The 20078-nt window shown below is 45.1% G+C and carries 20 protein-coding genes; 12 read left to right on the top strand and 8 right to left on the bottom strand.

The annotated features are described in order from the left end of the window. Positions 1-69: 69 nt before the first annotated feature. Positions 70-1512, bottom strand: coding sequence for a two-component system sensor histidine kinase CreC (creC, locus tag R7D93_RS02610; RefSeq protein WP_213874404.1), 1443 nt, complete (start codon positions 1510-1512; stop codon positions 70-72). Continuing rightward, positions 1512-2222 carry a response regulator gene (locus R7D93_RS02615; protein WP_031781081.1) on the bottom strand — a complete coding sequence of 237 codons (711 nt, stop codon included), beginning with the start codon at positions 2220-2222 and terminating at the stop codon, positions 1512-1514. Before R7D93_RS02615 ends, creC begins: the two co-directional genes overlap by 1 nt. A 259-nt stretch (positions 2223-2481) precedes the next feature. Between R7D93_RS02615 and R7D93_RS02620 the strand changes: the two genes are divergently transcribed. Beyond that, the gene (locus tag R7D93_RS02620) at positions 2482-2994 is read left to right on the top strand and encodes a DUF2799 domain-containing protein (protein ID WP_017634421.1); all 513 of its coding nucleotides are present in this window, start codon (positions 2482-2484) and stop codon (positions 2992-2994) included. A gap of 34 nt (positions 2995-3028) precedes the next feature. On the opposite strand, the gene R7D93_RS02625 is transcribed toward R7D93_RS02620, so the two are convergent. The 3 genes from R7D93_RS02625 to R7D93_RS02635 form a co-directional block, all read right to left on the bottom strand. Then, a complete protein-coding gene (locus R7D93_RS02625; protein ID WP_005386911.1) occupies positions 3029-3487 on the bottom strand; it encodes a GNAT family N-acetyltransferase in 459 nt (152 codons plus the stop codon). A gap of 184 nt (positions 3488-3671) precedes the next feature. Beyond that, entirely contained in the window at positions 3672-4754 is a 1083-nt protein-coding gene (locus tag R7D93_RS02630; RefSeq protein ID WP_053303885.1) for a type I restriction endonuclease, read from the bottom strand. A 118-nt stretch (positions 4755-4872) separates the two neighbouring features. Next, positions 4873-5343, bottom strand: coding sequence for a GNAT family N-acetyltransferase (locus R7D93_RS02635; RefSeq protein WP_005386917.1), 471 nt, complete (start codon positions 5341-5343; stop codon positions 4873-4875). 132 nt (positions 5344-5475) lie between these two features. On the opposite strand from R7D93_RS02635, the gene R7D93_RS02640 reads away from it, so the two are divergent. The 10 genes from R7D93_RS02640 (at position 5476) to R7D93_RS02685 (ending at position 16675) form a co-directional block, all read left to right on the top strand. Continuing rightward, positions 5476-6666, top strand: coding sequence for an MFS transporter (locus tag R7D93_RS02640; protein WP_005386919.1), 1191 nt, complete (start codon positions 5476-5478; stop codon positions 6664-6666). Beyond that, positions 6641-7609 (top strand): HTH-type transcriptional regulator YidZ, encoded by a 969-nt coding sequence (yidZ, locus tag R7D93_RS02645; protein ID WP_005386921.1) that lies wholly within the window; start codon positions 6641-6643, stop codon positions 7607-7609. Before R7D93_RS02640 ends, yidZ begins: the two co-directional genes overlap by 26 nt. A gap of 141 nt (positions 7610-7750) precedes the next feature. Next, entirely contained in the window at positions 7751-8620 is an 870-nt protein-coding gene (locus R7D93_RS02650) for a DMT family transporter (RefSeq protein ID WP_137283012.1), read from the top strand. A 388-nt stretch (positions 8621-9008) separates the two neighbouring features. After that, positions 9009-11183 (top strand): FUSC family protein, encoded by a 2175-nt coding sequence (locus R7D93_RS02655; RefSeq protein ID WP_151515291.1) that lies wholly within the window; start codon positions 9009-9011, stop codon positions 11181-11183. A gap of 10 nt (positions 11184-11193) precedes the next feature. Then, positions 11194-12837 carry a TolC family protein gene (locus R7D93_RS02660; protein WP_033906682.1) on the top strand — a complete coding sequence of 548 codons (1644 nt, stop codon included), beginning with the start codon at positions 11194-11196 and terminating at the stop codon, positions 12835-12837. After that, the gene (locus R7D93_RS02665; protein ID WP_005374946.1) at positions 12837-13040 is read left to right on the top strand and encodes a DUF1656 domain-containing protein; all 204 of its coding nucleotides are present in this window, start codon (positions 12837-12839) and stop codon (positions 13038-13040) included. The genes R7D93_RS02660 and R7D93_RS02665 overlap by 1 nt, the downstream gene beginning before the upstream one ends. 12 nt (positions 13041-13052) lie before the next feature. Further along, the gene (locus R7D93_RS02670; protein ID WP_151515290.1) at positions 13053-13943 is read left to right on the top strand and encodes an HlyD family secretion protein; all 891 of its coding nucleotides are present in this window, start codon (positions 13053-13055) and stop codon (positions 13941-13943) included. Between the two features lie 16 nt (positions 13944-13959). Next, positions 13960-14646, top strand: a complete 687-nt coding sequence (locus R7D93_RS02675; RefSeq protein ID WP_225495675.1) for a potassium channel family protein — start codon at positions 13960-13962, stop codon at positions 14644-14646. Beyond that, a complete protein-coding gene (locus R7D93_RS02680) occupies positions 14639-15787 on the top strand; it encodes an AI-2E family transporter (protein ID WP_005386936.1) in 1149 nt (382 codons plus the stop codon). Before R7D93_RS02675 ends, R7D93_RS02680 begins: the two co-directional genes overlap by 8 nt. A gap of 216 nt (positions 15788-16003) precedes the next feature. Continuing rightward, positions 16004-16675, top strand: a complete 672-nt coding sequence (locus R7D93_RS02685) for a DUF2057 domain-containing protein (RefSeq protein ID WP_213867900.1) — start codon at positions 16004-16006, stop codon at positions 16673-16675. A gap of 59 nt (positions 16676-16734) precedes the next feature. On the opposite strand, the gene R7D93_RS02690 is transcribed toward R7D93_RS02685, so the two are convergent. Next, positions 16735-17181 carry an RDD family protein gene (locus R7D93_RS02690; protein ID WP_025768614.1) on the bottom strand — a complete coding sequence of 149 codons (447 nt, stop codon included), beginning with the start codon at positions 17179-17181 and terminating at the stop codon, positions 16735-16737. Positions 17182-17361: 180 nt separating this feature from the next. Next, positions 17362-18126 carry a ferredoxin--NADP reductase gene (locus R7D93_RS02695; protein WP_005374935.1) on the bottom strand — a complete coding sequence of 255 codons (765 nt, stop codon included), beginning with the start codon at positions 18124-18126 and terminating at the stop codon, positions 17362-17364. A gap of 210 nt (positions 18127-18336) precedes the next feature. On the opposite strand from R7D93_RS02695, the gene R7D93_RS02700 reads away from it, so the two are divergent. Then, a complete protein-coding gene (locus R7D93_RS02700) occupies positions 18337-18789 on the top strand; it encodes an acyl-CoA thioesterase (RefSeq protein ID WP_005374933.1) in 453 nt (150 codons plus the stop codon). Positions 18790-19732: 943 nt separating this feature from the next. Here the strand turns inward: R7D93_RS02700 and R7D93_RS02705 are convergent. After that, the gene (locus R7D93_RS02705) at positions 19733-19951 is read right to left on the bottom strand and encodes a VF530 family DNA-binding protein (protein ID WP_025613103.1); all 219 of its coding nucleotides are present in this window, start codon (positions 19949-19951) and stop codon (positions 19733-19735) included. Positions 19952-20078: the final 127 nt, after the last annotated feature.

Genomic DNA, 20078 nt, shown 5'->3' on the forward strand with positions numbered 1-20078 from the left:
TTCTCCATTTGCTGATGGGAGTAATCTAAATCAGCAATTTGGAGAACGAATGGAGCTAATGTGGAGTTTCTATGGAGTTGGTAAAATCAGGGTCACTTTCACGCCAGCATCGACGTTTTCGACTTGCAACTGACCTTTGTGCAGCTTGATCACTTGCTCAACAAAATTAAGCCCGAGCCCAGTGCTCTTAACACCATTTTCCCGAGCGAGGGAGTAGAAGCGCTCGGTTAAACGAGGCATTGCATAGTCGGGAATGTGAGGACCTGAATTGAAAATCGACAGGCACACCTTTTCTTTCGTGACCTCAGTTTTCCATTCAATGCATCCCTCTGAATGAACAAAATCCAGCGCATTGTCCATCAGGTTAAAAACGGCTTGTTTCAGTAAGAAGGCATCACCAAGTACGGAGAGATGGTCATCAATTTGGATTTTGGCAGTGACCGACTTAGCACTCAAACGCGCATCCGCCGACTCAACCACTTCATTGACCATTTGTTCTAGCGAGATAGCTTCGACTTGCTCTAGCTCAGGGCGCTTTTCAAGACGAGCAAGTTCTAGCAACTTATCAATCAATGACTGCATGCGATCGCTCTCTCGCTCAATGTTGCCAGCAAAGCGCGCGACCTTTTCTTCAGGCAACGGCATTTGCAATATTTCACTCGCGCCTTTGATCGCTGATAACGGACTTTTCAGTTCATGAGTCAGCGTCTGTACGTACTCTTCCACATACTGCTTACCATCGAGCTGATTGCGCATTTTCTCTAATGCATCACTTAGCGTGCCGTACTCATAAAAGATACGAAATGTCGGCTTAGAGACCTTTTCACCTTCACCCATTTTGGTCGCGTAGTCTTCTAGCTTGTTCAGTGCTGAGTGAATTCGCCAAGCAAACAATGCCCCTGCCAATAGCACTAAACCACTCATCCACACCATCCAAAACAGCACATTGCGTTTAGAAAGATCGATGAAGGGTTGTACTGAGCGATTGGATTTTGCCACCGTCACGCTGCCAATAATTTCGCCTTTATGATAAATGGGCGCAGCCACGTGCATAACGGTTGAGAGCGGATCTTTCGGGTCTTCGATGGTACTGCGCGCGCCGTATTGACCACGCAACGTGAGATAAACATCGTTCCATTGCGAGTAGTCTTTGCCTACGTCTTGCTGCCAAGAATCCGCAATAACAATCCCTTGTTTATCGGTGATGTAAATTCGATGGTTAATCGCTTTTTTGCCGATTTCCCAAATGCGCGCTTGAGGCTCTCGCTGTCCATAAGCCGTTAATAGTTTGGAGAAGCGATTCTCAGACAACTTGTCATTCGCGACGTCTTCTTCCGCCAATACCGCAAGCAAGTTCGCCATATCCACCAGCGTCTCTTCGGTGGTTTGGCGCACGGTTGGCTTAAGTTCTTGGACAACCGTTTTGCTCACCATGTAAGCCGTCATCCCGACTAAGATGAAGTAGAGAAAAAACAGTCTGAGTCCAAGTGGGATCTTCGGCCAGCGATTCATCATTCACCTTTAATGCAGTAAAAGTAACCAAAGCCACGTTTGGTACAGATGCGTTCAGACATCTCAAACGGCTTCAACTTATGGCGAATGGCTTTGATGTGGGTATCAATATTGCGCTCGTACGCAGCTTCCGGCGCCATGTCAGCAGCGACCATAAGTTGCTCTCGACTCAATACATTGGAAGAGACAGAAATCAGTTTATCGAGGATCTTGAACTCCACCGCGGTCAGCCCAAGCATTTGCCCGCCAACACCGTAGTCGAAGTTCTGCGCAACTAAATCATGGTTCAAATGAGGTTGTTCTGGAACAGCCACAGGCTCTGGTTTGTGCTCCATCATCGGCATTTTGGCTTTGATTCGAAGTTTAATACGAGCCAACATTTCACGCGGGCTAAATGGCTTAGTCACGTAATCATCTGCGCCAATCTCCAAGCCCACTACGCGGTCAATTTCATCGCTTCTTGCAGTGAGAAAGATAATGGGAATATCAGAAAACTCACGGATGGTTTTGCATAATTCAAAACCATTGCCATCCGGTAAGCCTACGTCTAAGACAAGTAACGCTGCAGAGTTATGCTGCAAAAAGGCCAAGCCCTCTCCTGCCGTTGCAAACCACTCTGCGTGGTAGCCATCCATCTCTAATACATGAATCAGGTTCTCTGCGATAGCAGATTCATCCTCGATAATAAGGACGGTGGGTTGTTCGCTCAATGTCTTAGCCTCATTGACGGTGTTTATCTTTATGTTGGTATTATCACTTAATTTGGGGCCAAGGCTAGTGGATTGATGCAGCAAAGGCGCAGTTCGTGGATAATACTAATCAAACACACTTCTATTCAGCATAATAAATTTATCACTTAGATTAATGAGTCACCACAATTGTGGATACAATGATTTCAACCATTGATATGAACAGTGTTCATTTTAAACTCAAGTTATCAATTCGATTTTATTTAAAGGACAGTCACTGATGAAAAGAGCGCTAATCCCCCTGGCTTTACTGACTTTGCTCTCAGGTTGCGCTAGCATGTCTCCGGATGAGTGCAAAACGGCAAACTGGTACAACGTAGGTTATCAAGATGGCCGAGACGGCAACGATCCAAGCATTATCAATAGCTATACCGAAGACTGTGGTGAAGCGGGTGTGATACCCGACCGAGCGAAATGGAAAGAAGGCTTTGATAAAGGCACTATCCAATATTGCTCACCAGACAATGGGTACACTGTCGGTATCGAAGGCAAAGAATATTACGGTGTATGCAGCAGCAAAGAGTTTATTGAGAACTACCAGTTAGGTCATCAAGAATATCAACGCCAGCAACGCATCCAACAAATCGATACTGAAATCTCGGTCATCGATAATCAGCTTGATGGCAATCCAGACAAAGATAATGCCAAGAGACTGAAAGAGAAGAGAAAGCGATTGGCTGACGAGCGTTCAAGCCTCTTGTCGCCAACCATCAACTTGAATCTGAATTTCTAAATCGATTGGATTTAGCTTCTAAAAATTCATGGCCCTAGCTCAGTTCTAGGGTCATGAATTGACTGTTCGGATCGAGTTCGTAATCCCCGAACGGCTCGCAGTACACAAAGCCATGCTTTTCATACAACAGGCGCGCTGGTTTAAAAAACTCCATCGAGCCCGTTTCTAAACTCAAGCGCTGCAAACCTTTTTGCTTCGCTTGCTCAATCACATGAATCAATAATTGAGATGCCACACCTTGGTTTCTTGCCGTAGGCGTGGTGCGCATGGATTTCAGCTCCGCGTGTTGGTCATCCAACTCTTTAATCGCCGCACACCCAAGCAGTTGCTCACCTTTCCATCCGGTCCAAAATGTCACTTCTGGCGCTTTGAGCTTATCTAAATCTAACGCATGCACGCTTTCTGGTGGTGACGTGGCGTACATGTCCTGTAAATGTCCTTCCAACAGCGCAATCACTTGCGGCCGTTCTAAATTGTCGATTTCAATTCTCATCTTTCCATCCTTGGCTTTTAACTATCTAAGTCACCTTAAGTATATGTTTTAAAATTAAATGTCCATCCCAAAACTCAAAGATACCTAGGTTTGTACAAAACTAAGGCGATTGAATAATAGAAAAGCCCCAGTACAGATATCAAAACATCATGTGTTGGAGCTTCATTTGCATTTCTATGTAAGCCTATTCGTAAAGTTCTGGCGTACTTTGTAACTGCTCACTAAATTTGAAAATATCGTCAATTGAGTCGATTGGATGGCGGGTTTCTGTTTTAGCTTCATCAAAGAGGCCAATGTACTTTTGTTTGGTATTGAACCAAAGGCGACATAATGGCTTCCGATTGTTGTCATCAAGCAGGATACCAAAATAACTTTGCGTATCACGGGCGCACACTCGCTGTACATCAACTTGTTGTCGCAATATCGCCTTAACTACATTAAAACCCTCGATCTCTTCATCTGTCGTTTGAACTTTGGGTTTATCTTGAGCAGGTTCGACGGATTCTTCAAAGGTGTTAACGCTATCGTCTACCTTGATCGGTGCTTTATCATCTCCACCAATTGCAGATTTCAATCGAGCATTAATGCTGTCGTTCAAGAATTGTTTTAGGGCCTTCGTTGTAATATCCATGAACTGTGCTTTGACTTTTGCGGTTTGGACGCCATCGTACACTTTTGAAGTAAAGAATTTTACAAACTCCTCTTCAGGGTTCTGAAACTGTTCATGAAGTGCTTTTTTAATTTGATTGAGGTACTTGAGTTCACCGGCAGCATCAACTACAGACTCAACATCAAAAGAAGACTTTGTAAGCTTTTTCACTTCGGGAATTACGTGCTCATCAAGATTGGCAAGATCCAAAGTCAAAAACGGCTTTTCATCCATTTTATTTGGAGCGTCTAAGTCCGTAAAAAACTGATATTCAGATCCATTAGTTAAAATCGCAATACGTGCATTGGTTACTGAAAAATACCGAAACAATTGATTAGCATGTTTAGTGGCCAATGGCTCACCAAATTTTTTACACTCGATAAGAATTTGTACAACCCCATCTTTAATGAGCGCGTAATCTACTTTTTCTCCCTTCTTAGTAGCAATGTCAGCAGTAAACTCAGGGATAACCTCATTTGGATTAAAGACATCATAACCTAATACAGAGTGCAAAAATGGCATTACTAATGCGTTTTTTGTTGCTTCTTCTGTAGCTAAACTCGCTGATACTTGGGGAATTTTTTTGGAAAGAGCTTGAACTCGTTCTATAAAATCCATAATACACTCCATCATATTGTTCATTTAAACACTTAAAGTATATATGACACTGGTATCTTAAAATGTTGTGTAGTTAAAAGTTTGAATGCCATATGCAAACACTCACCCAACAGCGAACTTAAAGCGGTTGTCTCATAATGTGCTGCGGTCCAACGGGGCCGCCGTGGTAAAGCTCATTGGTATCTTCAAACCCTGATTTTAAATAGCACTGATAAGCAGGTATGTTGCGGCAATTCACGGTGAGATAAAGCGCATCAAACTCGGGATAATGGCGTTTGGCGAAATCGGCAAACTGTTGAATGGCTTGCTTGGCGATGCCTTTGCCTTGATGACGGTGATCCACCAGCAAAGCACGTACGCCTAAGCTGTTTTTCGGGCAAAAATCGTATTTCTCACTGTAAGCTGCATCAAATAGAAAAAAGCCAACCACATCATCGTCTGTCAAAATCAGATGCGGAAGTTCTGTAGGTTCAAGACGCGTAAGCATTTCACCCACATCCGCGACCGTAAACTGCGATTGCTCTTCTAGCACGCTAAGTTCGCAAGTTTGTTCATGTCGCTCAGGCGAATACTTTTCAATAGTAATCATAATCTTCCTTGTTGTTTTTATGCTCAATTCATACAGGGTATGTCGTAAATAGAAATACCTAGTGTCGTATTTCCCACTCGCAGGCAAACGTTTAGCACTCTATTATCCTCGCCATTCGATAGAGAGGTTTCCATGTCCCGTTTTTTACTTTGTAGTTTTGCACTCGTTTTACTCTACCCTACTGCCATTGATTTGTATCTTGTTGGTTTGCCTCAAATTGCGTCAGATCTCAATGCCAGTGAATCTCAGTTGCATATTGCGTTTTCGATCTATTTAGCTGGCATGGCTACCACCATGTTATTCGCGGGGAAAATTGCAGACTCTGTGGGACGAAAGCCTGTTGCCGTCGTCGGCGCGATGATCTTCGTGCTCGCGTCTTTTCTCGGCGGAATGGCTGAACAACCAAACGCTTTCTTGATTGCTCGCTTTTGCCAAGGCATCGGTGCTGGATCTTGCTATGTCGTCGCGTTCGCGATTTTACGCGACACGTTAGACGATGAACGCCGTGCGAAAGTATTGTCGATGCTCAATGGCATCACCTGTATCATTCCAGTGATCGCACCCGTGATTGGTCACTTGATTATGCTGAAATTTCCTTGGCCGAGTTTGTTTACCACGATGGCAGGAATGGGCATTCTCGTCAGTGTATTGGCCATTTTTGTTCTCAAGGAATCACTACCCAGCCAACAATGTGAAGAACAGACAACGCCAGAGAGCCATCAAGAGACTTTCTTCGAGCGATTTTTTATCAGTAGGCTGATCATTACTGCACTTGGAGTGACCACCATCCTGACCTTTGTTAACGCTTCACCAATTGTTGTGATGAGTATGCTTGGTTTTGATCGCGGTGGCTATTCTTCCATCATGGCGGGGACTGCGACGATCAGTATGTTGATTTCGTTCTCGGCGCCATTGGCATTGGGGATTTTCAAGCAGCGAACCTTAATGATGAGCTCTCAAGGATTGCTCGTTTGTTCAGCCATCGTGCTCAGTGCAGCCCATTTCCATGATGGACAACCTTTTTACTATGTTTTCGGACTTGGGCTGATTTGCGCAGGCTTCGCTTGTGGCTTTGGCGTGGCCATGAGCCAAGCGCTCAGCCCATTCTCTCAACAAGCTGGCGTGGCAAGCTCGTTACTGGGCATTGCTCAAGTTTGTAGTTCCGCGTTCTATATTTGGTTTATGGGTTTCATCGGCGTTACTGCACTGAATATGTTGGTGTTTATCTTAGTGCTAGGTAGCGTAATCAGCCTTGCTCTAATACTATTGATTCCAAAGCCTGTTCACGATACCCATTATGAAGAAATCCCTAGCGCGACTTGATTTAAACTTACTGTTCACTCTGCAATTATTGTTGCAAGAGCAAAGCGTCTCGAAAGCCTCGAAAAAGCTGAACGTTACGCCCTCTACCGTAAGTAAGTCGCTCAACAAACTTCGTCATTGGTTCGATGATCCTTTGTTTGTCAAAACACCTAAAGGTCTTGCGCCAACGCCCTTGGCGCAAAGCATGGAGCAAGATCTTGAAGAATGGCTGCAAATTGGCTGCCAGATTGCAGAAAAACGCAGCGATATTACGCCTAAAGGAGTGCGTTTTGATATCACGATTGAGTCGCCATTAGTGCTCACAATGCTGGACAGACTCATCGTCGCTATCCACCAGCGATACCCTGAAGCGAAAGTAAAAACCAGTAACTGGGATTACGACTCACTCGACGCCATCATTCGAGGCGAGGCGGATATCGGTTTTACCGGCCGAGAAAGCCACCCTAGATCGAAAGAGTCGTTGGATCTTCTGCCTTATTTCTTGGATTTTGAGATTCTATTTTATGACCTGCCGATGGTGTATTTACATAAAGATCATCCGGCATTACAGCAAGAGTGGAATCTCGAGACCTTTCTGAGCTACCAACACATCAATATTGTTTGGGAAAAAAGTGAAACTTGGGCGTTGGATGAAGTATTAACGGAACTAGGGCTACAGCGCTCTATCGGGCTGACGATGTCCAACTTTGAGCAATCTCTTTTTATGGCAGCGCAGCCGACGCATGACATGATCACCACCGCGCCGCACTATTGCAAAAGTTACACAGAAAAGCTGCATCTCGATTTGGTGTGCTTGCCAATTCCATTAGACCAAGCTCAACAAGACAAGTTACTGATTCCATTTACCATGATTTGGCATAAACGCAATGCGTACAATCCCAAATTGCTATGGTTGAAAAACACCATTAAGTCATTGTACAAACAACCTTCCCAACCACAGTAAGACTCAGGCTAAGGTCAGGTTTTCTCTGGTTATTTTTAATGACTTTCTTGCTCTGATAGCTATAACTAATCACTTTATCAACTAATAAAAATGTTCTTTTGGATCTACACTAGCTGTTCATTTACACGCTAAGGATCAAGGATGTCGACCTTTTTACTCACTGCCATTGCAATGCTGGCGTTCGCTGCCAATTCATTATTGTGTCGAATTGCCTTGGCAGAAGGGTTAATTGATGCAGGAAGCTTCACGCTCGTTCGATTGATATCTGGCGCGATTACCTTAATCGCAATGCTTGTCGTGAGAGGCCAGTGGAAAACCGATCGGCCAACTTCTCGCTTTCGCTTTTTTGCTGGCGTGGCGTTATTTGGTTACGCTGCCCTTTTCTCTTTCGCGTACTTACAACTGGCGACAGGAACCGGTGCTTTGCTTTTGTTTGGTGCCGTGCAACTGACGTTACTGGCAATCTATTGGTGGCAAGGTGAGCGCTTTCAGTTTCTCGAAATCATCGGTATCGGCCTTTCGATTGTTGGCTTTGTTTGGTTAATGTTGCCATCTGCCACTCGCCCCGATATCAGTTCTGCACTTCTCATGTTGATTTCTGGCGTTTGCTGGGCTGCGTTTACTGCGCTCGGCAAACAAGCGCCTTCTCCAAGTAGTGGCATCACGTGGGGATTCATCGCTGCATCTATAATTGGCATACTCCTATCACCATTGATGCTGTCCTCAATCCACCTTTCTTTGAGCGGAGTGTTGCTCGCTATCGCATCTGGTGCCATTGCCTCTGGCCTTGGTTATACGCTTTGGTACCAAGTCGTACGTAAGCTCTCTTTGCTTCAAGCCGCCGTCAGCCAACTTTCCGTGCCAGCCATTGCTTTGCTACTCGGCAGCATCGTACTCCACGAGCCTCTTTCACTGCATATTCTTTTAACCAGCGGCATCATTCTTGGTGGGATCGCTTTGGTTTTTTTATCTCGATCCAAAAAAACAAACGAACAATCGGCAAGCCGATAAAAAGTAATAACTTTCCCTCTCAAGTACCCATTCATCATCTATGCTTTTTAAAGCAGTAAAGCTCATTGCAGATGGTACAAGTGGTCTGCTTTGGTACCAGGCGAAGAATATAAGGTGAGAATTGGCTCACACAATACAACGATTTTGTTTCAAAAATGAGAATCGTCACAGATCGCGAATTTGCTCGTTTTAGGCGTTTCGCCAATAACGCCAAGGGCTAGCACGAGATCAAGCCAAATACGCACTTTTTGTTTTGACAAAGGGTTTACAAAGCACACTTTTTCACCCGCTATATTCCGCCCCCCGAATTTATTCAGAACAAGATTCTGATTATTCATATAAGAAATTCATCAATTTATAACGATAAGCCTGAGCAAACTTTGACACTATGAACGACAAAATAAAATTCGCTATTAAAGTATCGCTTAGCCTGACTCTGGCTTATCTGATCCCGTTTGCCATGGGTTGGCCGCAAGCATCGACGGCCGCAACCACAGTGATGCTGATTGCATCCACAGGCAGTCGTCGTGAATCACTCGCCAAAGGTACCTTACGCGTGTTTGGTACGTTGGTTGGCGCCGTCGTTGGCTTGTTACTGGTGGGATTGTTTGCTCAAGACCGCTTGTTGTACATGCTGAGCGTGTCGGTTGTGGTCTCATTCATTTTTTACTTCCGTAATGCCTATCAAAAAGATCCTACGCTACTCATGCTGACCGGTGTGATGACGTTGATGATGTCCAATGGCGGTGACGCAGAAGGTGCGTTCCTTTATGGCGTTGACCGCGCCTATATGACGGTGTTTGGGGTGGTGGTTTACACACTCGTGGGGACTTTCTTATTCCCGACCAAAACAGAACAAAACCTAAGGCAGCTCATCGAACAACTCAACCAAGCACAACGCGCGTTGTTCTCCGCTATCTTGCAAAATTTCGAGCAAAAATCGGCAGGGCAAATCTCTCCTCAAGAAGACGGAGAAGAAAATCCAGAAGCGGAAGAGCCACAACCTAGCGTGGACACTCTCATCGAACAGATGTTTGCCGCTCAAAATGCACTCGAACAGCGCTTTGCCACGGTCAGTGTGGAATGCAGCGACGTGTCGGCCTACATGAAAGAGTGGCGCTTGGCAGTTCATTTGAACAAGCAGGTAACGCAACAATTGACCGTCGCGGCGCACAGCCACTTTAGCCACCAGCAAGACCGTGAAAGCATCAGCAACTTTGATCAAGCCGTGGCGGAAATTGACGCGCTATTTGATACCTGCCAACAAGTCTGGGAAAAAAAAGAACCCGCTTATCGTGCTCAGGAATTCAAAGTCAAATACAACCAAGCGTTGCTTGAAGACGCAGCTCACCTAGAGAAAGGCTCTGCGCTTACGCTTGGTCACCTATTGGAACTGATGCATCAAAACTTGTCGCGTTTAGCGGAGAGCATTAGCTGTATTGACTCTGTGACGAACAATGTCTCCTTTGACGTGCCACTGCCGAAACCGAAAGGCAAGTTTCTATGGTGGGACGCAGAAAACTTTAAAACCGCGGTCAAAACCTTTGTCACTTATTGGGTTGCTGGACTGATTTGGATTTATTTCAATCCACCAGGCGGCTATTCATTCGTGGTCTTCTCGACCATGTTTATGTCTTTGCTGTCGTTCGTGCCTGTGCACCCAATTTTGTTGCTTGTGCTGTTCACTTTCGGCTTCTTGTTCGCGGTGCCTTCTTACGTCTTCATTCTTCCGCAATTGGATCTCGGGTTAGAACTTGGCCTGTTCATCTTTATCTACACCTTTATCGGCTTTTATCTGTTTAACGGGCCAGTGACGATTTTCTATATGATTGGCTTGTTTGTTCTTGGTTTAGACAACAACATGTTTTATCACTTCGGGATCCTCATGACGATCATGCTGTTGTTCTACATGGTGGTGTTCATGATTATTTTCGCGCACTACTTCCCGTTTAGCTCACGACCAGAACACCTCTTTTTGACCATAAAAGAACGCTACTTCCGACATACCCGAGAGCTGTTCACTACCTATCAACAGCAGTCCAGCTCGGTTATTACGCCGCTCAAACGGGCCTTGCACTTGGTGACGCTCAATGTCTCATCGAAAAAGCTCAAAGTCTGGGGTTCGAAAATCAACCACAAACACTTTGATAAAACCACGCCAGAAGCGATTGGCGCGTTTAGCAAAGCGTGTGATGTACTCAGTAATCACATCAACATCTTAATGGCCGCCGAGAAAAAGTTGATGGCCAATCCGCTGATTACTCAGCTTCGTCAACAACACCGCGATTCCATCATTCCTTTGATGGCAGGCGCTTTAGCCAGCCATCAAGCAACACAAGAACTCGACTCCGTATTCGACCAATACAGTCAGGATTACCAAACATTCGAAGATAAACTGGAAGATTTTTTTAGTGAGTTGGATTTATCTGACTACGCTTATTCAGAGATAGCCGGTTTTTATATCTTGCTGAATTTAAAACGGAACGTGTTCGAAGCAATCAAGCATTGCAAGCAAACCTACGAGGATATCGATTGGGTGAACTTACAACAGAAGCGTTTTTAAAGGTGGGGATATGATGCTTCCAAAACTAACCAAACCAAGCCTCGCCATACTTTCTTTGCTCGGACTCAGTGCGTGTACCACGGTAGGACCAGATTATGTTCATCCAAAGCAGGCGCCACTGCCAAGTGACTGGTCGGTGCAAAAAGCAGCCAAAGATACGCAGCAATCAGAGCAACAGCTACAACAATGGTGGCAGCAATTTAATGACTCAACTCTTAATCAGCTGGTTGAGTTGGCGAGCAAACAAAACCTCGATTTAGAAGCCGCAGGGCTACGAATTGTCCAAGCACGTTCATTGCTTGGTATTTCGACTGGCTTGCAATACCCACAAGTTCAAACCGTGTCAGGAAACCTAGCGCGTGCCTACGTAAATGATCAGGGCGTGAATAACGCCACTTTGTCGTTTGATGCTGCTTGGGAAATGGATGTTTGGGGCAAGTATGCTCGCGGTATTGAGTCGGCAGAAGCGGGTTACTACGCATCCATCGCATCGTATCACGACATCATGGTCACCATAACCGCCGAAGTGGCGCGCAATTACATCAACTATCGCACATTCCAAGAACGTATTTTGCTGTCTCGCCGCAATATCGAGATTCAAGAGCGTGTCGTACGTATTACTCAGGTGCAGTTCGACTCTGGCAACGTTACAGAATTGGACGTTCAACAAGCTAAAAACCAACTCTACACCACCAAAGCAGCGTTACCGAGCCTCGAAGTGGCAATGAAGCAATCACGTACTGTGTTGGCTTTGCTACTGGGTCTGTTACCAGAAGAAGTAGATCGACTGCTACAGTCGGATGGGATGCACAAGCAAATCGCTGAGTACGAAGCCCAGTTCAAATCGACGGGCAGAAAATCGGCGCTATCGGGCACCGACGAGCGTTCCATTGTGCCACGTCCACCGCTTTTGGATACGCAAGTGGATGCTAACTTAGTGATGCGACGTCCGGATTTGCAAGTCTCTGAGATGCAAGCTCGCGCGCAAAGTGCGCAGATTGGCGTGGCAGAAACCGCTCTGTACCCAAGCTTTTCGTTGTTCGGTTCCATCGGTATCGACAGTACGGTTCCCGATGGCAGCAGTTTCAGTTTTAGCGATTCGCTCACCATGGTGGTTGGCCCAACGTTCAGTTGGAACATTTTCCAATACGGACGCGTGAAAAATAACATTCGTTTCGAAGATGCTCGCTTCCAAGAAACGCTGACGAACTACAACAAAAAGGTACTGCAAGCCGTTAATGAAGTCACCAATGCAATCGAAGCGTATGACCTGTATTTGCAGCAAAAAGATTTACGCTTGCAATCGGTCAACTCTTCCATTCGTGCGTTCAACATATCCATGACACAGTACGAAAACGGACAAATTTCATTCGAACGTCTGCTTAACTCGGTAGAAAAAATGACCCGCGCAGAAGACAGCTACGCAACGATCAAAGGGAACGTGGCGAACCAAGTTGTGGCACTCTATAAAGCCCTCGGTGGAGGCTGGCAAACCCAAACAGGCAAACCTTTCATCAGTGAATCGATTGCCACGCAGATGACAGAGCGCACTGACTGGGGAAGTTATTTAAATGAAGAAAACCGCGTATTGCCGCCTTTGCGACTCGAAACTCCGGCTGAGACCAGTGATGAAAACAAAACGGAGGATCGGTAATGCCTCATGAACTCTCTTGGGGAGACGTTTACTTTTCTCCTACGCTACTCGTGCTCTTTCTCGCCGTCACGGCCACGTGGATAACGGTGATGATATTGAACAAGACACGTTTGTCTCGCTTCATCGCTTTTCCGTCTCTGACGTTTATTGCCATCATGGTCGGTTATGTGGTGGCCATCGACAGCTTTTATATTCAATTTTAGGTGCCAAACAAGATGAAAAAACTATTCGTAATCGCACTCAATCTTGTCATTCTTGGTGGCGCAGCTTGGCTCGGCTATCAAAAGTTTGAGGAATACTTTAATAACCCATGGACACGAGATGGGCAAGTGCGTGCTAACGTCATCAAAGTGGCTCCTCGCGTATCAGGCCCAATTGTAAATGTCGCGGTGCAAGATAACCAAGAAGTGAAAACAGGCGATTTACTGTTTGAAATCGACCCTGCGACTTACGAAGTTGCTTTGTCTCAAGCCGATGTGGCACTAGAACGCGCCATTGTTAGCTCTCGCGGTAAAAAAATCGAATACGACCGCCTTAAAGATATTCGCGCGAAAGACCGCGGCGCGGTTTCTCACAAGGATCTGATTCGTCGTGAAATCGCTTACGAAGAATCGCTACTGCAAATCAAATCTGCAGAAGAGCAATTAAAGTCAGCGCGCCTTAACCTCAGCTTTACCAAAGTTTATGCGACCGTCGATGGTTTTGTATCTAACCTCGATATTAGAAACGGTACGCAAGCGGTCGCAAACCAACCACTGCTCGCACTGATCGACAAAAACAGCTTTTGGGTATTTGGTTTCTTCCGTGAAAACCAACTTGCGCAAATCGAACCTGGCAGCCAAGCGCGTGTCACTTTGATGTCTCACCCAGACACGCCAATTGACGCGACGGTTGACTCGATTGGTTGGGGTATTGCGCCCAAAGACGGCACGGTCGGCTACAACCTTCTTCCAAACGTAAACCCTGTTTTTCAGTGGATTCGCTTAGCACAACGTATTCCGGTGCGAATCTCCCTACAAGAACTTCCTGAAGATGTTGATCTTCGATTCGGGCTTTCTGCGTCCATCATGGTGATGAAAGAGTCATCCGCAGACAGTGAACAATAACTAAGTGAGAAGAGCCATGGTCATTGGTAAAAACCTCAAAAACATTAATGAAGAAAACAACTTCTTCTATCTAACCTTAGCGCTAGTGATTTTGTTGCTAGGGAGTGCGATAGCACAAGTAGTAGGTGAAGGGACGATTGAACACATACTTCAGGCTTTCACGGTTCTGACGTTTATCGTCTGTTTTGCGAGCCTTCGCTTTGACAAAACCTGGTCTCGTTTCCTCTACAGCCTGTTTGGTGTTTGGGTTCTTGTGATTGTGATCAAGACAGTTTTCGACATCAGAGAGATGAATGTGGTGATGCTTGCCCTCACCTTTGCGTTCTTTTTCGGCACTTTTAAATCCATCGCAAGACAGATTCTTTTCACCGGCCATGTCAACAGCAACAAAGTCATTGGCTCGGTAGCGCTTTTCTTGCTGCTTGGTCTGATGTGGGCGATTGCCTACCTCGTTCTGCTTGAGTTTTCGCCTGAAGCCTTTACCGGTATGGAAGCGATTTCTTGGGGGCAGAACTTCTCCAATGCAGCGTATTTCAGTTTCGTTACCTTAACCACGCTCGGTTATGGCGACATTAGTCCTCTAACACCACTGGCTCAAGTCGTGGTGTATTTAGAGGCCATCACAGGTGTTTTTTATATGGCGATTGTTGTTTCAAGTCTCGTCAGTTCTAACATTGATCATCAGGTAAACAAAAATGGATAAACAATCGGTAAAAATCGACAGTAAGCTTTTCATCAGTAATATGGTGGAATCGGCAATACGCATTGGCTTGATCTTTGTCTTGCTGATGTTTACGTACGACATCATCAAACCCTTCATCCTTCCGGTTATTTGGGGCGCTATTATAGCCGTCGCTTTAATGCCGCTTACCCAAAAATTGCAGCGTGTATATGGTGGTCGTAGAGGCTTGGCAGCCACAACCATTGCTTTACTTGGTATTGCCCTCCTTGTCACGCCACTTGTTATGGTATCAGGCTCCATTGTGGATGGTGCAACGCACGCGCTTGAAGTACTACAAAATGGACAAGTGAAAATACCAGGGCCAAAACCTTCCGTAGCGGATTGGCCTATCGTGGGTGATAAGCTCTACGAAGTGTGGACCCTATTCGCTACTAATCTTGAACAAGCTATTCAAACCTTTATGCCACAAATAAAGGCAGGACTCACATCTTTACTGGGTACACTGGGGGGCGTATTGGGAAGTTTACTGCTTTCAATCTTGTCACTTGCGATTGCAGCAGGTTTCATGACGTACTCTGAATCTGCAGCATCAGGCTTAAGAACCATCGCGATTCGAACCGCTGGTGAAAACGCAAAAAGCTGGACCACGCTTATCGCTGCGACAATTAAAAGCGTACTGCTTGGCGTAGTCGGTGTAGCGGCGATTCAAGCACTGTTGATCGGTGCTGGTTTCTTCGTATTTGGCGTTCCGGCAGCAGGTTTACTCACACTGCTTCTAATGATTTTATGTATCGCTCAGCTCCCGGCGTTGCTCGCAGTGCTACCTGTGATTGGCTTCATGTACATGACCCAAGACACCTCAACAGCAACCATGTTTACTGTTTGGGTCGTAGTTGCGGCTCTTTCTGAAAACCTGTTCAAACCAATGTTAATGGGACGTGGCGTCGACGTGCCAATGCCTGTGATTCTGCTCGGTGCCATCGGTGGTATGCTTTTCTACGGCATCGTTGGTCTGTTCTTAGGTGCCGTTATCCTAGCAATTTGGTATGAGTTATTTGTTTGGTGGTTGAGCATTGAGAAAGCACAACAGCAAGAAGAAATGGCAGAACAACAAGACGCTTCTGATGACCAATCAGAACCTGGACATGGTGCTGGCATTTAATAAATCAATAAGTTAGAAAGAAATTTAATCTATAAGTTATGATATCAAACCGCTGAATTTCAGCGGTTTGATTCTATTTGGATCACAGTTTCGTCGTAATAAATGCGATAAAAATGACGTTCTTGTTAAATTTTCATACTTATTACACTTGGGAGTTGCAATCGGGCAATGAACGATGCACTCTCGATGACCACTAATTTGCTTAGGATAAAAACAATGAAATTGATCAAGCCTTTAACTTGTGCGCTTGCTCTCGCAATGAGTGGCATGGCATTCGCAGATGTAACCGTGAGTGTTCCTGACAACGTTTCAGTATTAGCGGCTAACGGTGAAAAAGCAGAACTTTCGGGTGGTTTTTTCGCCTCTGAGAGAACACTGACGTTACCTGATGGCCTTAACCAAGTCGTATTTCGTTTCGCCCCTTACTTCAACCAAGGTAATGACCGTTTAAGTGTTGAAAGCGATGTTATCGTTACACGATTTGACGCGACCAATACCGAACTCACTCTACAAATGCCAGAATACCGCAACCTACGTGATGCGGAAGAGAAGATCAAAGACTTAGATTGGAAACTGGTTGATGATTCTGGCAACGCAATCGCGGTTGACCAGGACAAGTTGCTCAAACCGGGTATGCAAATCGGTCGTGATTACGTACGTGAAATCGAAGATTATAACCAAGCTGGCGGTGCAGCAGCCGTGGCTTTTGCTGGCGCAGCGACCATGCAGCCAGTCACGCTTCCTGCAAAGGTTCCTGCGGATATGAAGCAAGTGAGAGCTACTGCGGTTAAAGCGGATTCGACAGCTGAAGAGATGCTGCACTTCTGGTACCAAAAAGCAGACGCAGAAACCAAAGCTCGCTTTAAGAAATATGTTAATCAACAGTAAATCTGGTTAACTTTATCGATATTAAAAAAGCCACTTCACGTGGCTTTTTTGATCAAAAATTAGGAAACTTGGACAACTTTAGTATTGGCGATCAAGTCATGCAACAAACGTCGCTCCGGATGAAAGAACAACAATGCCAAATTTACCAACGGGATCCCCGGAATGAGCATCTCCAGTAAGTAGCTAATAACAAGCCTTAACCCTGCTGTAACTTTCGTTGCCTTACTATCATTTTTCATTACAACTTTAATACCAATCATGCGCATACCAATGGTTTGCCCATGACTCAATGCATTCCAGTTGATCATTAAAACCGTTGGTAAAGAAAGCAAGTAAAACGCCTGAGTTTCACGAACAAGCGTGAGGTTATCTGCTAAAGAGAGCTGAAAGTCGTTAAGAAAAGAGTTAATACTCAATGCAATTATTAACACGACCACCATCGTAAAGAGCAGGTCGATAAAACCAGCAATGATTCTCTGTTGCTTGCTCGCGATAAAAGCATACATGGACTTCAGTCACCTCAATGTAATTGGTTAAGCGAGAATGACTGAGTGTACAGACGCGCAATGGTGAGCGCAGTTTAGGTATTGCCAACATAATATTCAACTAAGAACATACTAAATCGCGGTCGTATCTCAAAAGTAATCATTACATCTTGAGCATAACCGTATCAATTTAACAAAACGCTACCAGTAACGTTCGTAAATGATATTTCCCCCAGTTTGATGGCGATACTTTTCCAAGCCTAGCTCTTGTAAAACGGGCACGGTATCTTTGATCATTTGCGGATTCCCACACATCATGACAAAGCTACGCTGAGCTGAGAATGGCGCATCAGCGGCGTTGGACAGTAAACCCGATTCGATGAGTTCAGGAATTCGGCCTTGTAATTTACCGTCAACCACTTCCCTGCTGACTATCGGTATATACTTTAATCTGCCTTCATATCGTTGCTGAAGCTGTTCAATTAGGTATTTATAAACCAGATCTTTTTCGAAACGAACGGCATGAACCAGCACAATGCGCTCATTGTGAGGCGGTAAGTTTATATCATCCAGCAGCGATAAAAACGGTCCAATCCCCGTACCTGTAGATAGCAGCCACAGGTCATGAGCCTGTTTAGGAATAGAGTCATGGATTAAATCGCCATGTGCGGTGGCACCGACATAAATGCTATCACCAGATTTAAGCTTTTGGAGCCGTGGAGAAAGTTGTCCTTGAGGGTCGGCTACTATTAGAAATTCCAACCAATCGAATTGCTCGCTTGGTGCATTAACCACAGAGTAAGCACGGCTGATCGGCTTACCTTCATCATCAAGCAAAGCAAGCTTGGTGAATTGGCCAGCTTTAAAGGAAAGAGGCGCGCCAGATATTCTCAAACTGAACAGCTCACCTGTCCAATCAATGCGTTTCTCAACTCTTGCGAGGTTGAAACCTTTGAGTTCAATCATGAGACACCTCCTATCTGGTTACTCTTAGTTAAACTTACGCCTTCAACTCGATTATGTAAAGTTTCTAGTTTACATAATCAAACCACTATTTCATTTCACATTTTAAAAACAATTTTATTACATATTAAATGATTACATCTAGAATAAATGCTCAAAGTGATAAGTCGCGTCGCAATTTGTGGCAAAGCAGATGAAAAAGGAGCTATAAAAATGGACACACTGTTAAAGGACTTTCCCGTTATCACAGAGATAAAAGTCGCATGGGGTGAAATGGATGCTCTGCAACACGTTAATAACGTGGTCTATTTTCGCTACTTCGAGACCGCACGTTTAGATTACTTCAACAAAATTAACCTGCTGGTCGACCTGCAGACCTCGCAAATTGGGCCAGTACTGAGCGAGACTCAATGCCGCTACAAATTGCCTGTTACTTACCCAGACACGCTATTAGTCGGTTCTCGCGTAATCGACATGCAAGAAGATCGCATCACAATGGAGTACCAAGTGCTGAGTAAGAAGTGGGGGAAAATTGCGACCATCGCGACCGCCACTGGTGTGATGTTTGATTTTAAGAACAACGTTAAAGCTGCGATTCCAGATCACGTTCGCCAGTCGATTTTAGACTTGGAAGGAACCGTGGGTAGTACGCATCATTTGGAGTAGCAAGAAACGAGAGATTAAAGGCGAGGTTCCCGACAGCGCTCCTTCATCGCTATCGGGAATGATGCTGAGATACCATTCCAACTTACGCAATAAGAAAACTAGAGTCATTCTAGTGAGCCTAAGTGAATCATTCGAAACCTCGCTAAACGTAACAGCAGCGCGACTCTTCCAGCCTACGCGATAAGAAAGCTACGTCATTCTAGCGAGCCATAGCGAGACTAAGAATCTACTTACCGCTTGCTGCAGACCATAAAGCCATGAATAAACTCAATACAATCTGAGAGTAGATTCTGAATCACGCTCGTTCCTCGCGGTTCAGAATGACGGTTCGAGTTTGGCTCTGAGCTCTACAAAACCATCTAAAAAAGCGATTCCAGAAGAACCTAAGTGAGTCACTCGGAATCTCGCTTTAGACGTATCAGCAGAGCGACTCTTCCAGCCTACGCGATAAGAAAAGCTGCGTCATTCTAGCGAGACTAAGAATCTACTTACCGCTTGCTGCAGACCATAAAGCCATAAATAAACTCAATACAATCTGAAGGTAGATTCTGATTCACGCTCGTTCCTCGCGGTTCAGAATGACGGTTCGAGTTTGACTCTGACCTCTACAAAACCATCTAAAAAAGCGATTCCAGACAAGCCTATGTGACCATCCGGAATCTCGCTTTAGACGTATCAGTAGAGCGACTCTTCCAGCCTACGCGATAAGAAAAACTTCGTCATTCTAGCGAGCCATAGCGAGACTAAGAATCTACTTACCGCTTCTGCAGGCCATAGAGCTATGAATAAACTCAATACAATCTGAGGGTAGATTCTGAATCACGCTTTAAACATAACAGCAGAGCGACTCTTCTAGCCTACGCGATAAGAAAAGTGGCGTCATTCTAGCGAGCCAAAGCGAGACTAAGAATCTACTTGCCGCTTGCTGCAGACCATAGAGCGGTTAGCAGAATGTCTCAATATACAGCGCTTCGACTTTGTCTCTTGCCCATTGCGTTTTACGCAAAAACTTCAGAGAAGATTTGATCGACGGATCTTTCTTAAAACAGTTCACACGAACGCGCTCATACATGCCATTCCAACCAAAGTGTTCAACTAGTCGGGTGACGATTTTCTCTAAACTCAACCCGTGAAGTGGGTTATTCGGCTGATGTTGGCTCATGCTATTGATCCGGTAAAGTGAAGTTGCGCGCTAATCTAACTCAAACTCGCCGTGCAACCTAATGTTTTAACCTTGAATTGGCCTACGACTCTCCCCTATAGTAGCCCAAACTTCATAAAAGCCCTTT

Origin of the sequence: Vibrio sp. YT-15 (assembly GCF_033337445.1) — a bacterium.
In the GTDB taxonomy this organism is placed as follows: Bacteria; Pseudomonadota; Gammaproteobacteria; order Enterobacterales; family Vibrionaceae; genus Vibrio; species Vibrio alginolyticus.